This window comes from Cellvibrio sp. QJXJ, assembly GCF_024452345.1.
Classification (GTDB): domain Bacteria; phylum Pseudomonadota; class Gammaproteobacteria; order Pseudomonadales; family Cellvibrionaceae; genus Cellvibrio.
Window position 1 is genome coordinate 1,377,080 of sequence record NZ_CP101662.1, and the last position, 17,360, is coordinate 1,394,439.

A 17,360-nucleotide genomic window follows, 5' to 3' on the forward strand; every position below is an offset into this window, starting at 1 on the left:
CAACCCACAATCCAAACGCTCTTATGTTCCTGAGAGCAAGGGCACCAATGCCAGCGATTGCCGTTTCTTGAAGATGGCGGTTACCAGATAACGGTAAATATCTTTATCGATTTCCAGCGAGGGATTGTCGGCGAGTATCGCTTCGTAGTCTGCGGCGGTTTCTGCAACGCCCAGGATGCACCAATTGTTTATTAGCAGATGCTGCTCCATGCCGTCGCTTTGGTTTTTTTCTACCAATGCGACGGTGCCTTTATAGGGCCAGGTTTTTAACGCCAAGAGTGCCAAGCCTTCCAGTAATTTGACGTTGTGTTGCAAGGCGTGTTGTTTGCCTGCGCAATAACCTTGGCATCTTTTGAGTTGATGACTGGTACAAGCCCTATTGCTGATATTTTCTATACCGCAGACTTGATAGCAAAGATGATGTTCGTCGCAGAGGGTTTGAAGGGTTTGTTTGGCTTTTATTTTGGAAGGGAAAAGGCCGTAGATTTTCTTGCCGTTGGTTGGCATCTGGGACACAGGAACTATTTGTGGCGTGAGTATGCCACCGCTACCCTCCTCCAATTGAATGGTGTGAAAGCTACTTACCCGGCGAAGTTTGCGGTTGTACAGCGGCTGCAGTGCTTTTACTTTTTTGGACTCCAAAATCAGCGCAGATAATTCGCCCGCGGTTTTTTCAAACGTGACATTGCGCGTTTGCTGGCAAATTTTCATCTCTTTGGCGGATTTATGGTCGGCAGTAAAATGCGAGAGCACACGTTTGCGAATACTGATGCTTTTACCGATATAGAGCAGCTCTTGATTCTCACCCCAAAAATAATAAATGCCGGGTGAGTTAGGCAGGCCATCCATAATGCTTGCATCAAACCCGGCGGGCATACTCTCTTTGCGGTACTGATGTTGAATAGCGGCCTTGATATTCGCCTCGCCTTTTTCCTGTTCTGCAATCTCCATAAATTTATAGGCCGCGATGGCGTCGTCCAGCGCGCGGTGGCGGTGGCTTACACGAATATTGTGGCGAATGATAAGTTTTTCCAGGCTGTGGCCTTCGCAATCCGCATACAAAAAGCGGGACAGCCTGACTGTACATAAGAGTTTGGATTTGTAGGGATACGCAAGGCGGGCAAATTCATTGCGAATAAAACCATAATCAAAACGCACGTTGTGAGCGACAAATAACTTACCTTGCAGGCGCAGTATTATTTCTTTGGCGACTTGCTCAAAGTACGGCGCGGCGGCAGCCATTTCGTTAGTGATTCCGGTTAGCCGCTGAATACCCTCGGGAATGGTCGTGCGCGGGTTAATTAATGTAGACCATTGCGTAACGCCCTGCTCCGTGACCTCCACTATGCCGATTTCAATAATGCGATCATAGGTCACATTGCCACCGGTGGTTTCTATATCCACTATCGCACAGGGTATGGGAAAATATTTCAGCATATATTTTTACAAACTAATGAAAATCGCGCGAGCTTGACGCGAGGTTGTGTAGGCGATCAGTTACGTTTTGAATGTGCCCGGCGATCACATGAACAATGGGAACATTCACGCCCTCGGTGAGAATTTCAACCGTGCCTTTTACAATGAGCAATTTACCGGTGAGTATTTCGCTGCGAAATCGCTGCTGGGTTGAATTCCAGATCACTACATTACTGGTGCCGGTTTCGTCCTCCAGGGACATAAACAGAACACCACTCGCCGTGCCCGGCCGCTGCCGCCCGGTCACTATTCCCGCAATCCGCACAAAACCCTTGTGGCGTAAACTCACTAAATCCGCAAACCGTTTGCATTTATTAAACGGAAATTCCTGTCGCAAAATCGCCATGGGGTGCGTGCGTAAGGTCAGCCCGACCGAGGCATAATCATCCAGTACATTTTGTTCAAGGCTGGGGCCCGGCATCAGCAATTCATCACCCGCTGGATCACTTTCATCCAGTAGTGGCGAGTGCGGCATTAACGCCGACGCTTGCCAGCGCGCTTGAAAACGATCACCGGCTAGCGTGCGCAATACATCGGCGGAGGCCAGGCTTTCCAAGGCGGCATCGCTGAGCGAGGTGCGTCGTGCAAGATCTTTTAGCGATGTAAACGGTGAATTTCCGCGCGCGATAGGAATTTGTTGTGCATCGCGAGTATTGAGTTTATTCACGAATAAAAACCCCAAGCGAATTCCGCGCACGCCGGTTTCACTCAGCACGAGAGTGTTCTCATAATCGCTGTGATTGATATCCACCGGCAGAACCTGCACACCGTGGCGGCGCGCGTCTTGAATTAATTGTGATGGACTGTAGAAACCCATGGGCTGACTATTGAGCAACGCGCAATAAAACGCAGCGGGATGATGCCGTTTAATCCAGCTAGACACATAACACAGAATCGCAAAACTGGCGGAGTGGCTCTCGGGAAAACCATAACCGCCAAAGCCTTTTACCTGCTCAAATAAATTATTGGCAAACTCCTGGGTGTAGCCGTTGGCAAGCAGCCCATTTTTGAATTTATCTTCAAATAACAACAGTTTTGAATTTTTTCCCCAGTTGGTAATCGCGCGGCGCAATTCATCTGCCTCACCACCGGTAAACCCGGCGGCAACCATACTGAGCTTCATCACCTGCTCTTGAAAAATAGGCACACCGAGCGTGGGCATGAGCACATCTTTAATCGCATCGCTGGGAAAACTGATTGGCTCCAACCCGGCGCGACGACGAAGATAAGGGTGCACCATATCGCCTTGAATTGGCCCAGGCCGGACAATGGCAATTTCAATCACCAGATCGTAAAAACATTGTGGTTGCAGGCGCGGCAGCATGGCCATTTGTGCGCGCGATTCAATTTGGAATACGCCCACACTGTCACCGCGACACAACATGGCATAGGTGTGTTCGTCTTCAGTAGGAATGTCTTGCAGTGAACGAATGCGCGAGTCATAACTGTGGATTAATTCGAGCGCGCGCCGCAGTGCCGACAACATGCCCAATGCCAGTACATCCACTTTTAATAAACGCATGGATTCAAGGTCTTCTTTATCCCATTGAATAATAGTGCGCTCGGCCATGCTCGCATTTTCCAAAGGCACAAGGTCACTGATTCGGGTTTCAGAAATAACAAAGCCGCCGGTGTGTTGGCTCAGGTGACGGGGAAAACCCTGTATTAATTGCAACAGGTTAAAAAAATGTGTGAGCAGCTCGCCGCCCATTTTTACGCCGATCCCGCTAAGCGTTGTTGGCAGATCTGCCCCACGCTCCCACCAAGCCATATTTTTTGATAGATGATCGAGCAGTGATTCGTCCATGCCCAGGGCTTTACCCACATCGCGCACCGCACTTTTGCCCCGATAAGTAATAACCACCGCCGCGATAGCCGCACGCTCACGCCCATATTTTTGATAAATATATTGAATCACTTCTTCGCGACGCTGGTGTTCAAAATCGACATCAATATCCGGCGGCTCGTCGCGTTCACGGGAAATAAACCGCTCAAACAGAACACCAATTAAACCCGGTGCAATTTCGGTGATAAACAGGCAATAACACACCACCGAGTTGGCAGCAGAACCGCGCCCCTGACACAAAATTCCCTGCGCGCGCGCAAAGCGCACAATGTCGTGCACAGTTAAAAAATAATATTCGTATTCCAACTCTTCAATTAACGCGAGTTCTTTTTCCAACAAACTTTCAACCTCAGCAGGCACACCTTGTGGCCAGCGCTGCTGTTTACCGGCATCAACCAAACAACGCAGGTGCGCAATAGGCGTTACATTACCGGGCACCAACTCACGCGGATATTGGTAGCGCAATTCACTCATGGAAAAGTGGCACAGGTCGGCAATCACCGCGGTTTCAGCAAGTAATTCCGGCGGATAGAGGCGCGCTAACTGATGCAGGGATTTAAGGTAAGCCTCACCATTTAATTCCAGTCTGGTGCCCATTTCCTGAATGGGTGTTTTGTGACGAATAGCGGTCACAATATCCTGCAGGGGTTTTCGCTCGGCACTGTGCATTAAGGCTTCACCGCAGGCGACCAGTGGAATATTTTTTTCACGACCAAGCAACTGCCAGCGCGCAAAATCCTGCTGCTCTCCCCCCTGTAGCCGATGATTAATGCCAATCCATAAGCGGTCTTTAAACGCATTCGTTAATTCAGTTGCCACTGCATCCACAATGGTGTCGCTGAGTTTTGCGACCCAAATAATCAGGCAATGACGCAAACGAAAACGTAAATCGTCAAAGTGCGCTTCATAAGTGCCTTTGTCGGCACGCCGCCGCGCCAGAGTGATAAAACCGGAAAGTTCGGCGTAGGCAATTCGCGAAGGCGCAATAGCAATTAAATCCATGCCGTTGGATAAACGAAAACGGCTGCCAATGATTAATTTAACCCCCAGCTCCTCTGCCGCAACAAATGCTTTTACGACACCGGCCAGTGAACACTCATCGGTAATCGCCAGCGCGTCATAACCTAATTCATCAGCGCGCTGCACAAACTCAGCGGGGTGCGAGGCGCCGGTGAGAAAAGTGAAATTGGTGGTGGTGTGAAGTTGGGCGTAGCGCATCAGGCAAATACTCCATGCACGTACCACTGCTTGTTATACAGATCAAAAAAAATCCATACCGGTAAATTGTCCTGACGCTGCGCCAAAAAATAATCCCTGGCCACCGGTTTTTGCCACCAATCGCCAATCACCCGTTCAGGGCCAACCAGTGGCGTCAAGTAACCATGCCAATAGAGTCGCTCGTGCCGCTGTTCTATTAATTCCGGCATTGTTAACAACCATGTGGGGCGCAAACTTTTTAAATGCACGTCTGGCAGTTGCTGATTGCATTTTTCCGCGAGCGCAAGAATTGCATTGGTAATTTCTGGTACACGGCTATCGCGATAGCCCAGTTTGTACACGGCGCTATCCCCCAAACGCGCTTTTAATTTTGCAATGGTGACGGTGAAATCCTGCAGGGTGCTTTTGCGCCGACGCTGTTCAAAATCCAATACCTGACTGGACTGCTGGAGCGGCATCGCCTGCTCACACACCAGTTTGAGAGTATCCACTTCAAATGGCAGCGCTTTGTTATTGAACTGGATTAGTGACAAGTCATACAACAATTGCCAATGGCTTTGCGGCTCATCGCTATGCACCTGAATTAATTCCTGGTGGTGATAAATATCGGCAATACGCCATTCAATGGACTGACATTGCTGCTGGCGTTTGCGCAGATAAGTGCTGAGTTGCTGCAACAGGCTTTCAATGGCCGGTTCTAATTGCGCAACAAGCGTGACGGGATATTCAAATTGTATTTCCGCCGCAAACCACTCCACCGGGCGATAATTATTGCGCGGTGTTTCAAACAGCGCAGCCTGCTGAAAATTCTGATCAATGGCGTAAATGTCGCACAGCAAATCAGTGAATTCCGCACCCAATCGCTTTTTAAAACTGCTGATCGACTTGGCATTAATCTGGGTGGCAATATCGCCCAAAGTGTTAAATCCGGTTTTACGCAAAGCTTCTACTGCTTTAGGGTAATCGCCCAATAACGCAATAGGCAGTGCATTCAATCGTTCAATAAACAGTGCTTTGCTTTCAGTGCCGTTAATGGCGTAATCCGCAAAAGAGAGATACCAAGCTGCTGGTGCAGAATGGGCCAGCCCATAATTAAACCCGTAAGGTGTTTGGGCCAGCTGGGTAATTATTTTTTCACACAGCGCGTGGATGCCGCCGAATAACTTCAGGCAGGTAGAAATTTCCAGCAGCAATCCGGATTGCGCCAGTGCCTCACTGCTGTAGCGCTCAATGTAAGGGCTAAATTGATAACACTGCTCCGACAGCGCATGCAGCACCGATTGCTCTTTTGTTTCATCGCGCGGCAATACTTCGCAACCACTTAGCAACTGCGCAGTGGTGATATCCATACCCGGTTGCACACCCGCTTGCTGCGCCAGACTGTTGGCAAAAATAACGCGCTTTTTTTGGATAACGACTTGCGGCTTGTCGATATCACCATCGAGGCCAGGTGTAGTTAAAGGCCGCGAGGTTAAAGACAGCTCTGTAAAAGACTGCCCTGTAAAAGAAAGCGCGGTTAAGGGAAGATCAAAAAAGCGGATGGCCAGCCACAACCGTGAGTTGGATTCATTCACGTTTTACCTCGCAAAGGAATAATACTGGCAAGCGGCTGGGGTTTGGAATCCGTTTTAGCACCTGCGCTTTTTTGCATGAGTGCAGCGTGAGGCGTGGCAGCTTTCCACTGCGCAGGCAACGGCAACACTATGGGTTTGGCCTGCTGTGTTTGCAGGTGTCCCTTTTGTTTAAATACCGTGATTTCCAAACCGCTTGATGCCAAGCGCGCGTAGAGCCGTAAAGTCGCTGGTGAACTTTGTTGTTGCATCGCCACGGGCCGGAACACCACCGACAACCCCGTACCTTCCGCTGCGGCTAACTGGCATTTACGCAGCTCCGTATAGCTCATTGTCTCCTGAGGTTGCCAAGCAAGTACTGCCCCGACACTGGCCCGGCAGAGCTCAATAAAACAGGATATAAAATGTTTTTTACCCGCAGCGGCCACCACAATCAACCGATCAAGATCGATCCCCGCCTGAATAAATGCCTGACTAAAGGGTGCTGCTGGCGGGTTCACTAAAACCACCAAGCCCGGCAGCGCAAGCAGTGCCGGAGTGAATAATTGCCATTCCCCCTGCATACCCTGCTGGCACACCTCCACCAAACTGCCCAAGGGCCAACCGCGATTCAACAAACTCGCATTCAGCTGCTCATACCCCGTCTCCACCGCCGCACGCGTGGTGAAGCGCTGGGAGTGCCCCATCCACATATCATCCCGGAGCAATAATTGCTCAAGAGAAGCAGTGCTGGGAGTCTCAGGGGAAATTTCATTCATGCCGATCACTATACTGTATTTAAATACAGTATAGTCCAGCAAACCACTGGATAGTCAACAAGCCGCGTTAGAACTTTTTTGTTACAATCGCACGGCGTTTTAACGCTTCTCCCTCAGCCGACTGCCAAAAACCATGAATTTAATTTTGCTCTCCCCCGATGATTTAACCTCCAGCCACAGTGCATTTATTAGCGATGCGCGCCGGGTGACGCATATTAAAAATATTCATGGTGCAGTGGCGGGTGATGCGCTCAAGGTGGGGTTGTTGGGCGGGAATATGGGTACCGGCAAGGTTATAGCGCTGGAGGATACGGGAATTAGGCTGGAGTTGGATTTGCCACAAACGCCGCCACCTGCGCTGGATTTAACACTGGTATTGGCATTGCCGCGCCCGAAAATGTTGCGGCGTATTTTGCAAACCATTTCCACCTTGGGAGTAAAAAAATTACACCTGATTAATTCTTACCGCGTGGAAAAGAGTTATTGGCAAACACCGTTTTTGGAAGCAGCAAGTATTCACGAGCAATTATTGCTGGGTTTGGAACAGGGGTGCGATACGCGCTTGCCCGAGGTGCATTTGCACAAGCGTTTTAAACCTTTTGTGGAGGATGAATTGCCCGGGTTAATTGTTGGTAGCCGCGCGCTGGTAGCACACCCCTACACCGCAACCACCTGCCCCAGCCAAATTGATTACGCACTCACGCTCGCAGTTGGCCCGGAAGGTGGTTTTATTGAATATGAAATCGCACTGCTGGAAAAATGCGGATTTGAAGCGGTGCATTTGGGTGAACGCATTATGCGCGTGGAAACAGCCGTGCCGTATTTATTAGGTCGACTGTTCTGATTTGGCGCGCGCGAGAATTACTTCAAACTGATCAATAGGCACCGCTTGGCTGGACAAATAACCTTGATAATAATTACAGCCAAACGATTTTAAAATTTCCAACTGCTCTTGCTCTTCCACACCTTCGGCCACCAATTCCATATCCAACAAACGGCCCATGGTAATAATGGTTTCTACCAAGACGCGGTCGTTGCGGTCTTCGATAATATCGCGCACAAAACCCTGATCAATTTTTAATGTACTCACCGGTAAACGTTTGAGATAACTGATGGACGAGTAGCCGGTGCCAAAATCGTCGAGCGAGAAACTAATGCCGCGATTACTGAGTGTGGTCATGGTGACAATCGCATCGTCCACCCGCTGGATAACAATACCTTCGGTAATTTCCATATCCAGCGAATTTTCCGGAATGGCATATTTATCGAGTGCTGCCAACACGTCATCCACAAACGCATCGCGCCGGAACTGGCGCGGGCTGATGTTAATGCTGAGTTTCATCCCGGTTTGCCACAGGCCGGATTCTTTCCAGGCGACGAGGGTTTTGCACGCATCTTCCAATACCCACTGACCAACATCGATAATCATGCCGGAGGTTTCCAGTACGGGAATAAAATCCACTGGCGATACCATGCCCTTAATCGGGTGATTCCAACGCAGCAGTGCTTCAGCGCCAACCACATGACCGGTTTGAATATCAATTTTGGGCTGGTAATAGAGTTTGAATTGCGCTTCATCCAGTGCGCGATGTAAATCGCCTTCCATGGTGAGTTGGCGGCTGACTTTATCAGCCATTTCCTCGTTGAAAAATTCGATGGAGTCGCGACCTTTTTCTTTTACCTGATACATAGCAGTATCGGCGTAACGCAGCAATTCGTGCACCGAATTATTTTTATCCGGATACACCACCACCCCCACGGAGCAGGTCACGCGCAATTCCATATTGTCGTGGAGGTAAGGCTGGGAAATGATGGCGCGAATTTTTTCACTGATTTCACCGGCGCGCAGTGCAGCGGTTTCTATGTCCTGATCCAGCACCGTGAGCACGACGACAAATTCATCGCCACTAAACCGCGCGACTAAATCTTCCTCGCGCACCGATTGCTGCAAACGCTCGGCAACTACTTCAAGCACGCGGTCACCCACCGGATGACCGAGAGAATCGTTGATAGTTTTGAATTGATCCAGGTCGATAAACAATACCGCACCATAATAACCGTGACGTTCGGCACGGCGCAGTTCGTGTTCCAAACGCTCCACCAATTGCAAACGATTCGGCAGGCCGGTGAGTGCATCGTGGTGCGCCATAAATTCCATTTTGGCTTGGGCGTTTTTGCGCTCGGTAATATCGACCGACACGATGAGCGCAACTTTTTCATCGTAAAACGCGAGCGGCATAATGTGGGTTTGTAAAAATAATTGTTTACCCGTGGCGGTGACAAAACGCTCCTCAATTACATCCAATTCTTCGTTGCCGCGAATCACGCGGTAATCGTTTTGCAGCATGGTATCTATATCGAATACTGAATTTTTAAGTAACTGGCGCACGTGCAAATTGCGCATTTGTTCAGGGGTATAACCCAGTTCAGTGGCGAGGGCTTTATTGGCAAACAAGTAATAGCCAGCAATATTGCGCGCACCAATCATTACCGGGAGGTGATCGATAATTTGGCGCAAATGCTCTTCACTTTTGCGCAGCGCCAATTCCACCGCACGGCGTTTGGCGAGCGACAATTCCACTACGTCGAGCAATTGATTAGAACTGGCAATAAGTTGCGAGAGTTCGTCTTTGCGCTGCGGCGGCAATTGCGTTAGACGATTTACGCCGGGGTGATCGGGGTTGATGTTGTTAATCTCGCGGGATAAACGTACCAGCGGTTTGGTGAGGGTGTAATAAAAAACCACAAACAATAACAGCACCAAAAACATGTTGCGCAGCAAGCCGGTCATGAGTGCCGTTTTGGAACGGTTGTAAAAACCTTCCAGCGCCAGATCCATATCCACTGAAAAACGGATACTGCCGGAAGTGCCATCGCTATAACCGGGCAGCAACAGGTTGGCGGTGTATTCGCGGGTATTTTCGGTAATTTTACTGGTGAGCCAGCGAGTGGGGACTTCCGGGCGGGTGCTGCTGCCCTGGGCGAGCACGTTGCCGGTATCGTCGTAAATAACTACTTCGTAAATGAAACCGTAGCGCAGTAAGCCGTTAACCACTTCGTAGGAAAGTTCGTCATCCAAAGTGGACACTGAGCGCACGGCCGGTGGCGTGGCAACTTGAATAACACGGTCAATAAGGGATTTAAGTTCTTTTTCCTGATTCAGGAAATCCAGATACAGCTGCACGGAACTCAGTAAAAAACTCAGCACAAACGCCAAAATAATACCGATTTTGGCAAGCTGAAAAGAAATGCCATTAAAAAATGAAGGCGCTTTGTCTCTCATTGACCTTGGACTTCCGGGATTTGAATTGTTTTATCTGGAGGGCTTTTACGTTATATCCGGGAGCGCAACCTCGTGGCGTAATCGCCGACATCACCCCGGATGTATCCTTGTCTTCGCGAGAGTATAGAACAAACTAATCACTGGCGCCTGAATCAATAAATTTATTTTTCATAAGCTAATCGCCATATTTCCAGCGTTAGAGAATGGTTTGTGGGTCGCGCCATAACATGGAAAAACTCGTTGCCACCGCTGGCTGGGTCAACTCGCCGCGATAGGTGTTGAGCGCTGCGGTAAAACCGACATCGCCTTTTAACGCCGCCACGCCCGCATCGGCCAAACGCAGAATGTAGCTGAGCGTTGCATTGGTTAAACCCAGGGTGGCGGTGCGCCCAACGGCGCTGGGAATGTTGGCGACACAGTAGTGAATCACCCCCTCTTCTACATAGGTTGGCTGTTGATGGGTGGTAGCGCGGGAGGTTTCAAAACAGCCGCCCTGATCGATAGCAACATCCACCAACACACTGCCCTTTTCCATTCGCGCAATCTGCATGCGGGTAAGCAAGCGCGGTGCACTGGCGCCGGTATTCAATACACTGCCAATCACCAGATCTGCACTGAGCGCACACTCATCGATACGCTCCTGGGTTGCATACTCACACACTACCCGGCCGCGCCATAAGTCATCCAGCTGACGCAAGCGGGCGATGGATTTGTCCATAATACGCACCTGCGCGCCTAACCCCACCGCCATAGCGGCAGCATTCGCACCGACTACCCCGCCTCCCAGAATCAATACATTGGCGGGCGCTACGCCGGGAATACCGCCGAGTAAAACTCCCTTGCCGCCCTGCGCCATTTGTAAATGATGCGCGCCCGCTTGCACTGCAACCCGTCCGGCAATTTCAGACATAGGGGCAAGCAGCGGCAAACGCCCCTGCTGATCACTCAAGGTTTCATAAGCGAGGCAGGTGGCACCCGAGGCGAGCAAAGCCTCGGTCAGCGGCCGACTCGCCGCCAAATGTAAATAAGTGAAGAGGATATGGGCAGGTCGCAGCAACGCGTACTCTTCTGGCTGCGGTTCTTTGACTTTGACGACAAGAGTGGCCGTGGCATAAACCTCGGCGAGAGTGCCCACAATCAGTGCACCTGCCGCGCGATACTGCTCATCACTAAATCCGGCAGCGGCACCTGCCCCTGTCATGACTACTAGCCGATGACCACGGCGTACCAATTCAGCAACTCCGGCGGGGGTGAGCGCAACACGGTTTTCGCCAGATTTAATCTCTTTGGGTATACCTATTTGCATAACTACCTCCGTATTTATAAATGGGAGTATAGCTAAGGGCGCAGCAGGCAAAGTGGCTCGACTTATGCTTCAATTAGAATGTAGTAGTTTTTTGACGCCAAGTTGTGATCAGCGCAGTTTTGCCGCGCGTAGTGATGACAAAATAGGGCGTAACGAGGTAGTTATGGGCATATGTGCCAGTGATTTACAGCAATGGATTATCAAACCCTGCCTGGAAGCCTTGGGCGATTATTCCCCCTTCGCCGAGCAGTTACTGCTGGCTACGGCAGCTCAGGAATCACAACTGGGGCTGCACTGTTACAGCGAGCAATATCAAGGGCTGGGGCTCTATCGAATAACCAGAAATAAACACCGCGAGTTGTGGGACCGCTATCTCATCCAGTTTCCCGACCTCGCCTCGCGCCAGCGCGGTTTAGCCAGCCAGCAGCAGTTTTTACTCGACCCCGAACGCGAATTGGTTACCAACCTGAGTTACAGCACTGGCATAGCATGGATGATCTACCGCCGCGCCCATATCGACTGCAATAACTTCCCCGACCTGCCGACCCTCGCCCAACTTTGGGCTGCGCATTTTGATAATGGCACCGGTGCCGTAAGAAATACCGACGGGTTTATCCAGTCCTATAACAAGTTGATCACACCTTATTTACACCGTCAGGTCGCCTAATCCAGACGATCTCATTCTGCTGACCTAGCGGATATCCAACACATCCACGTATTGCACCGCATCTTCTATGCGACCAAGCGGAGCGCTAATGGCGCAGCTGTCGTCATCTTCCTCGGCAGCGTGCTTGTTGGTTTCCAGATTGATGAAATCAAACAGGTTCAAATCAGCCAGCTGCGAAGGCTGCACATTGCGGATGGCGGTAAAAATGGTTTCGGTGCGGCCGGGGAATTGACGCTCCCACTGCACCAGCATGTCTTTCACCACCTGGCGCTGCAGGTTTTCCTGCGAACCGCAGAGGTTGCAGGGAATAATCGGGAAGCCCTTCAACTCCGCAAAGTGCGCAATATCCTCTTCCGAACAATAGGCCAAGGGGCGAATGACAATGTTGCGTTTATCGTCCGAGAGCAGCTTGGGTGGCATGGCTTTTAACTTGCCGCCGAAGAACATATTCAAAAACAGGGTTTCGATAATATCGTCGCGATGATGGCCCAAAGCGATTTTGGTCGCACCGATTTCATCGGCAAAACCATACAGCGTACCGCGGCGCAAACGGGAGCAAAGACCGCAGGTGGTTTTACCTTCGGGCACGACTTCTTTCACGATGCTGTAGGTATCGCGCTCGATGATGTGATACGGCACACCCAGCTCTGCCAAATACTGCGGCAGGATATGCTCGGGGAAACCGGGCTGCTTTTGGTCCATATTCACCGCCACTATTTCAAACGAAATGGGCGCGGTTTTTTGCAGGCTCAATAAGATATCGAGCATGGTGTAAGAGTCCTTACCGCCGGAGAGGCACACCATCACCTTATCGCCGTCTTCAATCATGCTGTAGTCAACAATGGCCGAGCCGGTCAAACGGCGCAGGCGCTTTTGCAGCTTGTTAAATTCCAGACGATCTTTGCGTTCGTGTAACTCTTTCATGGACTCAGCACTCATGGGGCATTAAAAACAGGGCGTTAAGACAGGGCTCGGCTCGCGCCGGGCAGCTCACCCGGCAGCGGCGCGCATTGTACGGATTTTACCCGCAAGTTGAAATCAATGACCGCCCGGAGGCAAAGCTTTGCCGGTATCAATTGATTATTTTGTCGCCAGCCATAAAAGCACCCCGCGCCAAGACTGGCCTCCAAGCGAGTGGCACAGCGCTTGCTCTAGGCAGATAAACACCCTCGGCTGTCAAAACCAGGGGTGACTTGTTGCCGCGAGGGGTTTCGAATGTCGTTTCTCGATAAATTATTTAAAAAAGGTCAACTCAAAGGCGCTGCCGACAGTGTTCAGAGTGAAGCCGCAACCAGCACGCCAGTGCCGGACGAATATCAAGCATTGTGGGAACTCAAAAAACAACGGCAGTTGCTGGAAGTAAAAATTACCGGCACTAGCCGCAGCTACCAAAGCATGATTATGGCCATCGACCTGGAGCGCGGCCTGCTCTGGCTGGATGACCTGTTTCCGCAACAACTGATATTGGATGCGGGCGACGAGCTGTGTATTCGCCACCATCGCAACACTGAAGAACTGGTAATTCGCGCGCCGATTGTGGCACTTGGCTCCAGTTATGGCACCTCGGGTATCGCTATCGAATTACCCAATTTTGCCTACTATCAACCGCGCCGCCGCTTTCCGCGCTACACCATTGGCCATCAATCACCCTTGTCGGTAAAAATTCGCCCAATCGGCCAGGAACCCAGCTTTGGCACCCTGCAAGACATTTCCGTGGGTGGTATGCGCCTGATGGTAGCGGGCAACCTCTTGCCTTACCTGCGCCATGGGGCGGTGATGCCGCTGTGTGAAGTCAACCTGAGTGAAGAGTTACAAATTCGCTGCCGTGCCCGGATTTGCGCTTTCCGTATGGGCCGCAGCCCTTATCGCCACACCCAGATCAGCATTGAGTTTATCGACCTGGAGGAGGACAAGCGCACGGCGCTGGGGCGATTTCTGCGCGAGCAACAATTCAATACCAGCCTGGAACTCGGCGCCCTACAACAGCATCGCCCGCAAACCAGTAGAGCCAACGGACGCGCCTACGCCGCCTGATAACGACATTTAAAACTACAGCAACGAATGCGAAACATATTCGCACTAGAGATTCGTTATTTTTGAACTAGGCTTGAATGACCGATTGTATTTATTTGAATTAAATCACATTTCGGGATTTTCATCGGCGTAACTCAGGATCTACACATGCGCAACAATGGCCACACCACCGGCAGAGAAGTACACCTTTCCAATAAGGATGAAATAGTTTCCTCGTCCAACCTGCGCGGCGATATCGAATTTTGTAACGACACCTTCTGTCGTATTTCTGGCTACAGCCACGACGAACTTATCAATCAGCCCCATAATATTTTGCGTCATCCACAAATGCCACCCGCCGCGTTTGCCATGCTCTGGGAAACGCTAAAAGCCGGCAAACCCTGGATGGGCATAGTGAAAAACCGCTGTAAAAATGGCGACCACTATTGGGTGGATGCCTACATCACCCCGCTGCGCCAAAATGGCCAAATTTATGGTTACGAGTCGGTGCGGGCCAAAGCCGAACCCCACTTGATCAAACGCGCTGAAGCCGTTTATGCACGTATCAATCAAGGCAAGGCCCCCTACTCTGCTGCTGAAAAATACTGGAGTCTTTATGGCAACAGCGTAGCAATCACTCTTGTCAGCTGGATTCTGTTACTCATCACCAGCGGCCTGCTGAGCTCCTTATCAACCACCAACGCTATCGTCAGCTTGATTGTGGCCGCTGTTGTGGGTGGAACCGCGCAAGTGATGCAACAGGGGCGCATTGCCCAGGCACTGCAAGAGGCGCGAGCTACCATCAACGACCCTTTTGCCGCCTATATTTACACCGGCCGCTGCGATGCCATGGGTGAAATTGAATTGGCACAGCACGCCATTAAATCACGCCTGCGCACGGCTCTTGGCCGCTTTGCGGAATCCGCGAAAGAGCTTCAACACAAGGCGGGAGCAGCACACCATCACGCCAGCAAAACCTATGAAGGCATGACCGCGCAACAACGTGAAACGGCAGGTGTTGCCACCGCCATGCAGCAGATGGCGCAAGCGGTACAGGAAGTGGCGAGCGGCGCCAACCAAACTTCTATCGCCACAGGCACCGCCATTGGTGAAGTGGAAAAAGGCAATAAGGTGATTGAGGGCGCGCGCCTGGCGATTGATGATCTATCAAAAACAGTGGGCAATCTCGGCAATGTCTTAAACAAACTGAGTGAGGACAGCAGCAAAATTGCCAGCGTAGTGGATGTAATTCGCGGCATCGCCGAACAGACCAACCTGCTCGCCCTGAATGCGGCAATTGAAGCGGCCCGTGCCGGTGAACAGGGGCGTGGTTTTGCGGTGGTGGCCGATGAAGTGCGGTCGCTGGCACAGCGCACCCAGGAATCCACCGGCGATATTCAGCAGATTATCGGCAACCTTGGCAAAGCGACTGAAGATGCCAGCGTGAATATGAAAAACTGTTTGAATCTGGCGGATCGCAGTGTGCTTGAAATGAACAACGTGCGCGCGGCGCTGGATTCTATTTCACATTCGGTGAACACCATCGACCAAATGTCGCATCAAATTGCGACTGCTGCCGAGGAACAATCTTCCATGGCATTGGAGATCGAACGCAATACCCAAACGATTGCGCACATTTCAGACCAGACACAACAGGAAGTGAGCATCGCCGATGGACTCAATAGTGAGATGGATAAACTGTCACACAAACAGCTGGATTTGATTGTCCGATTTAATTAATGCTGCACTCCACTTTGGCGAAATAGATTCAGATTTTTAGCCTGTTTTTCGTTAAAGTGGAGTCACGTTTTTTAGCGCACCCGGTGCGCCGGTTTTGGACTCCCTCATGATATACAACCAACAAATTGCCCCTCAGGATTTACTGCGACTAGACCGCGATCACGTCTGGCACCCCTACACCGATTTCACCAACCCCGGTTTAATTACCCCTGTCAGTCACGCGCAAGGTGTAGAACTCCATTTGGCTGATGGCCGGGTGTTAATTGATGGCATGTCCTCCTGGTGGGCTGCCGTGCACGGTTATAATCACCCCGTTCTGAACCAAGCCGTTATTGATCAGCTGGGCAAAATAGCGCATGTGATGTTTGCGGGCATTACCCATGAGCCAGCCGTAAAACTGGCCGCGACTCTGGCCCGCATCACGCCTGCCGGTTTAAACAAAGTATTTTTTTCCGACTCAGGTTCGGTCGCGGTTGAAATTGCATTGAAAATGGCACTGCAATATTGGCACTCGCAGGGCCAGGCGCAGCGCACCACCTTTCTGACGCTCAAACGCGGTTATCACGGCGACACTTTTGGGGCTATGGCCGTATGCGACCCACATTCGGGTATGCATCATTTGTTTCACCACACGCTCGCCCATCACTTGTTTGCCGAAGCACCCACCTGCGGTTTTGATGAGCCGTTTCAGGAAACGCACATCGCCAAATTTGCACAACTGATTCAACAACATCGCCAAAAAATTGCCGCCGTGATTGTGGAACCCATTGTGCAAGGCGCCGGTGGCATGCGTTTTTATTCGCCGGAATATTTACGCCGGGTGCGCGAACTGTGCGACAAACATGAAATTTTATTAATTGTGGATGAGATCGCTACCGGCTTTGGTCGCACGGGTAAATTATTTGCCTCTGAACACGCGGGCATCAGCCCCGATATTATGTGTTTAGGCAAAGCACTGAGCGGTGGCTACATCACCCTTGCCGCTACCCTCTGTAACGATAAGGTCAGCAACGGCATTGCCAGTGGCGATAATCCCGCATTTATGCACGGCCCCACTTACATGGGTAACCCACTCGCCTGTGCCGTGGCCAACGCCAGTATAGAATTATTGCTTAATTCCAATTGGCAGGAGCGCGTAGCCGCCATTGGCCAACAAATGCAGGCTGAACTTGCTCCCTGCAAGGATTTCTCCTACGTAAAAGAGGTGCGCACACTGGGCGCAATCGGGGTGGTGGAATTAACAGACGCTGTGAGTAGCTCAAAGCTGGTTCCGCTATTTGTGGAGCAAGGTGTGTGGGTGCGCCCATTCGGCAATATTATTTATTTAATGCCGCCGTTTATTATTACTCCCGAACAACTGAGCCGCCTTACGTCAGCCGTTTTAAAAGTGGTAGCAACACTCGCGGAATAAGTTACTGGGCTAAATACCTATTAAAAAGCCGAAGTTCACAGCACCAACAAAAACGCCCGCAAATATCTTTG

The 17,360-nt window shown here is 50.9% G+C and carries 12 protein-coding genes; 5 read left to right on the forward strand and 7 right to left on the reverse strand.

Annotated elements, in window-relative coordinates; translation table 11 throughout:
• Positions 1-21: 21 nt before the first annotated feature.
• Genes NNX04_RS05910 through NNX04_RS05925 form a run of 4 tightly spaced genes read right to left on the reverse strand, consistent with a single transcriptional unit; the run spans position 22 to position 6,869 of the window.
• Positions 22-1,437 (reverse strand): exonuclease domain-containing protein, encoded by a 1,416-nt coding sequence (locus NNX04_RS05910; protein WP_261947778.1) that lies wholly within the window; start codon positions 1,435-1,437, stop codon positions 22-24.
• 13 nt (positions 1,438-1,450) lie between these two features.
• Positions 1,451-4,540: an error-prone DNA polymerase gene (locus NNX04_RS05915; protein ID WP_261947779.1), complete on the reverse strand. Its 3,090-nt coding sequence runs from the start codon at positions 4,538-4,540 to the stop codon at positions 1,451-1,453.
• Positions 4,540-6,114, reverse strand: coding sequence for a Y-family DNA polymerase (locus NNX04_RS05920; protein WP_261947780.1), 1,575 nt, complete (start codon positions 6,112-6,114; stop codon positions 4,540-4,542). Before NNX04_RS05920 ends, NNX04_RS05915 begins: the two co-directional genes overlap by 1 nt.
• Positions 6,111-6,869, reverse strand: a complete 759-nt coding sequence (locus NNX04_RS05925; protein WP_261947781.1) for a diguanylate cyclase — start codon at positions 6,867-6,869, stop codon at positions 6,111-6,113. The genes NNX04_RS05920 and NNX04_RS05925 overlap by 4 nt, the downstream gene beginning before the upstream one ends.
• A 133-nt stretch (positions 6,870-7,002) precedes the next feature.
• On the opposite strand from NNX04_RS05925, the gene NNX04_RS05930 reads away from it, so the two are divergent.
• Positions 7,003-7,713: a 16S rRNA (uracil(1498)-N(3))-methyltransferase gene (locus NNX04_RS05930; protein ID WP_151057356.1), complete on the forward strand. Its 711-nt coding sequence runs from the start codon at positions 7,003-7,005 to the stop codon at positions 7,711-7,713.
• Here NNX04_RS05930 and NNX04_RS05935 read toward each other — a convergent pair.
• Complete coding sequence (locus tag NNX04_RS05935; protein WP_261947782.1) at positions 7,696-10,152, reverse strand: putative bifunctional diguanylate cyclase/phosphodiesterase; 2,457 nt, start codon at positions 10,150-10,152, stop codon at positions 7,696-7,698. The two genes, NNX04_RS05930 and NNX04_RS05935, sit on opposite strands and share 18 nt — an antisense overlap.
• Positions 10,153-10,348: 196 nt before the next feature.
• Positions 10,349-11,458 carry an alanine dehydrogenase gene (ald, locus tag NNX04_RS05940; protein ID WP_007640431.1) on the reverse strand — a complete coding sequence of 370 codons (1,110 nt, stop codon included), beginning with the start codon at positions 11,456-11,458 and terminating at the stop codon, positions 10,349-10,351.
• Positions 11,459-11,522: 64 nt separating this feature from the next.
• On the opposite strand from ald, the gene NNX04_RS05945 reads away from it, so the two are divergent.
• Positions 11,523-12,125 carry a hypothetical protein gene (locus NNX04_RS05945; protein ID WP_198284765.1) on the forward strand — a complete coding sequence of 201 codons (603 nt, stop codon included), beginning with the start codon at positions 11,523-11,525 and terminating at the stop codon, positions 12,123-12,125.
• A gap of 24 nt (positions 12,126-12,149) precedes the next feature.
• Here the strand turns inward: NNX04_RS05945 and ttcA are convergent, their stop codons facing one another.
• The gene (gene ttcA / locus NNX04_RS05950) at positions 12,150-13,049 is read right to left on the reverse strand and encodes a tRNA 2-thiocytidine(32) synthetase TtcA (RefSeq protein ID WP_261947783.1); all 900 of its coding nucleotides are present in this window, start codon (positions 13,047-13,049) and stop codon (positions 12,150-12,152) included.
• A 291-nt stretch (positions 13,050-13,340) separates the two neighbouring features.
• On the opposite strand from ttcA, the gene NNX04_RS05955 reads away from it, so the two are divergent.
• The 3 genes from NNX04_RS05955 to bioA all read left to right on the forward strand — a co-directional run bounded on the left by NNX04_RS05955 (position 13,341) and on the right by bioA (position 17,289).
• Complete coding sequence (locus NNX04_RS05955) at positions 13,341-14,159, forward strand: flagellar brake protein (RefSeq protein ID WP_007640425.1); 819 nt, start codon at positions 13,341-13,343, stop codon at positions 14,157-14,159.
• A gap of 147 nt (positions 14,160-14,306) precedes the next feature.
• Entirely contained in the window at positions 14,307-15,878 is a 1,572-nt protein-coding gene (locus NNX04_RS05960; protein WP_261947784.1) for a methyl-accepting chemotaxis protein, read from the forward strand.
• A 106-nt stretch (positions 15,879-15,984) separates the two neighbouring features.
• Positions 15,985-17,289 (forward strand): adenosylmethionine--8-amino-7-oxononanoate transaminase, encoded by a 1,305-nt coding sequence (gene bioA / locus NNX04_RS05965; RefSeq protein ID WP_261947785.1) that lies wholly within the window; start codon positions 15,985-15,987, stop codon positions 17,287-17,289.
• Positions 17,290-17,360: the final 71 nt, after the last annotated feature.

Bases quoted from the DNA above. Each gene is read 5' to 3' on its own strand.
- NNX04_RS05910 (WP_261947778.1), bottom strand. From the start codon at position 1,437: ATGCTGAAATATTTTCCCATACCCTGTGCGATAGTGGATATAGAAACC.
- NNX04_RS05915 (WP_261947779.1), bottom strand. From the start codon at position 4,540: ATGCGCTACGCCCAACTTCACACCACCACCAATTTCACTTTTCTCACC.
- NNX04_RS05925 (WP_261947781.1), bottom strand. From the start codon at position 6,869: ATGAATGAAATTTCCCCTGAGACTCCCAGCACTGCTTCTCTTGAGCAA.
- NNX04_RS05930 (WP_151057356.1), top strand. From the start codon at position 7,003: ATGAATTTAATTTTGCTCTCCCCCGATGATTTAACCTCCAGCCACAGT.
- NNX04_RS05935 (WP_261947782.1), bottom strand. From the start codon at position 10,152: ATGAGAGACAAAGCGCCTTCATTTTTTAATGGCATTTCTTTTCAGCTT.
- ald (WP_007640431.1), bottom strand. From the start codon at position 11,458: ATGCAAATAGGTATACCCAAAGAGATTAAATCTGGCGAAAACCGTGTT.
- NNX04_RS05945 (WP_198284765.1), top strand. From the start codon at position 11,523: ATGCTTCAATTAGAATGTAGTAGTTTTTTGACGCCAAGTTGTGATCAG.
- ttcA (WP_261947783.1), bottom strand. From the start codon at position 13,049: ATGAAAGAGTTACACGAACGCAAAGATCGTCTGGAATTTAACAAGCTG.
- NNX04_RS05955 (WP_007640425.1), top strand. From the start codon at position 13,341: ATGTCGTTTCTCGATAAATTATTTAAAAAAGGTCAACTCAAAGGCGCT.
- NNX04_RS05960 (WP_261947784.1), top strand. From the start codon at position 14,307: ATGCGCAACAATGGCCACACCACCGGCAGAGAAGTACACCTTTCCAAT.
- bioA (WP_261947785.1), top strand. From the start codon at position 15,985: ATGATATACAACCAACAAATTGCCCCTCAGGATTTACTGCGACTAGAC.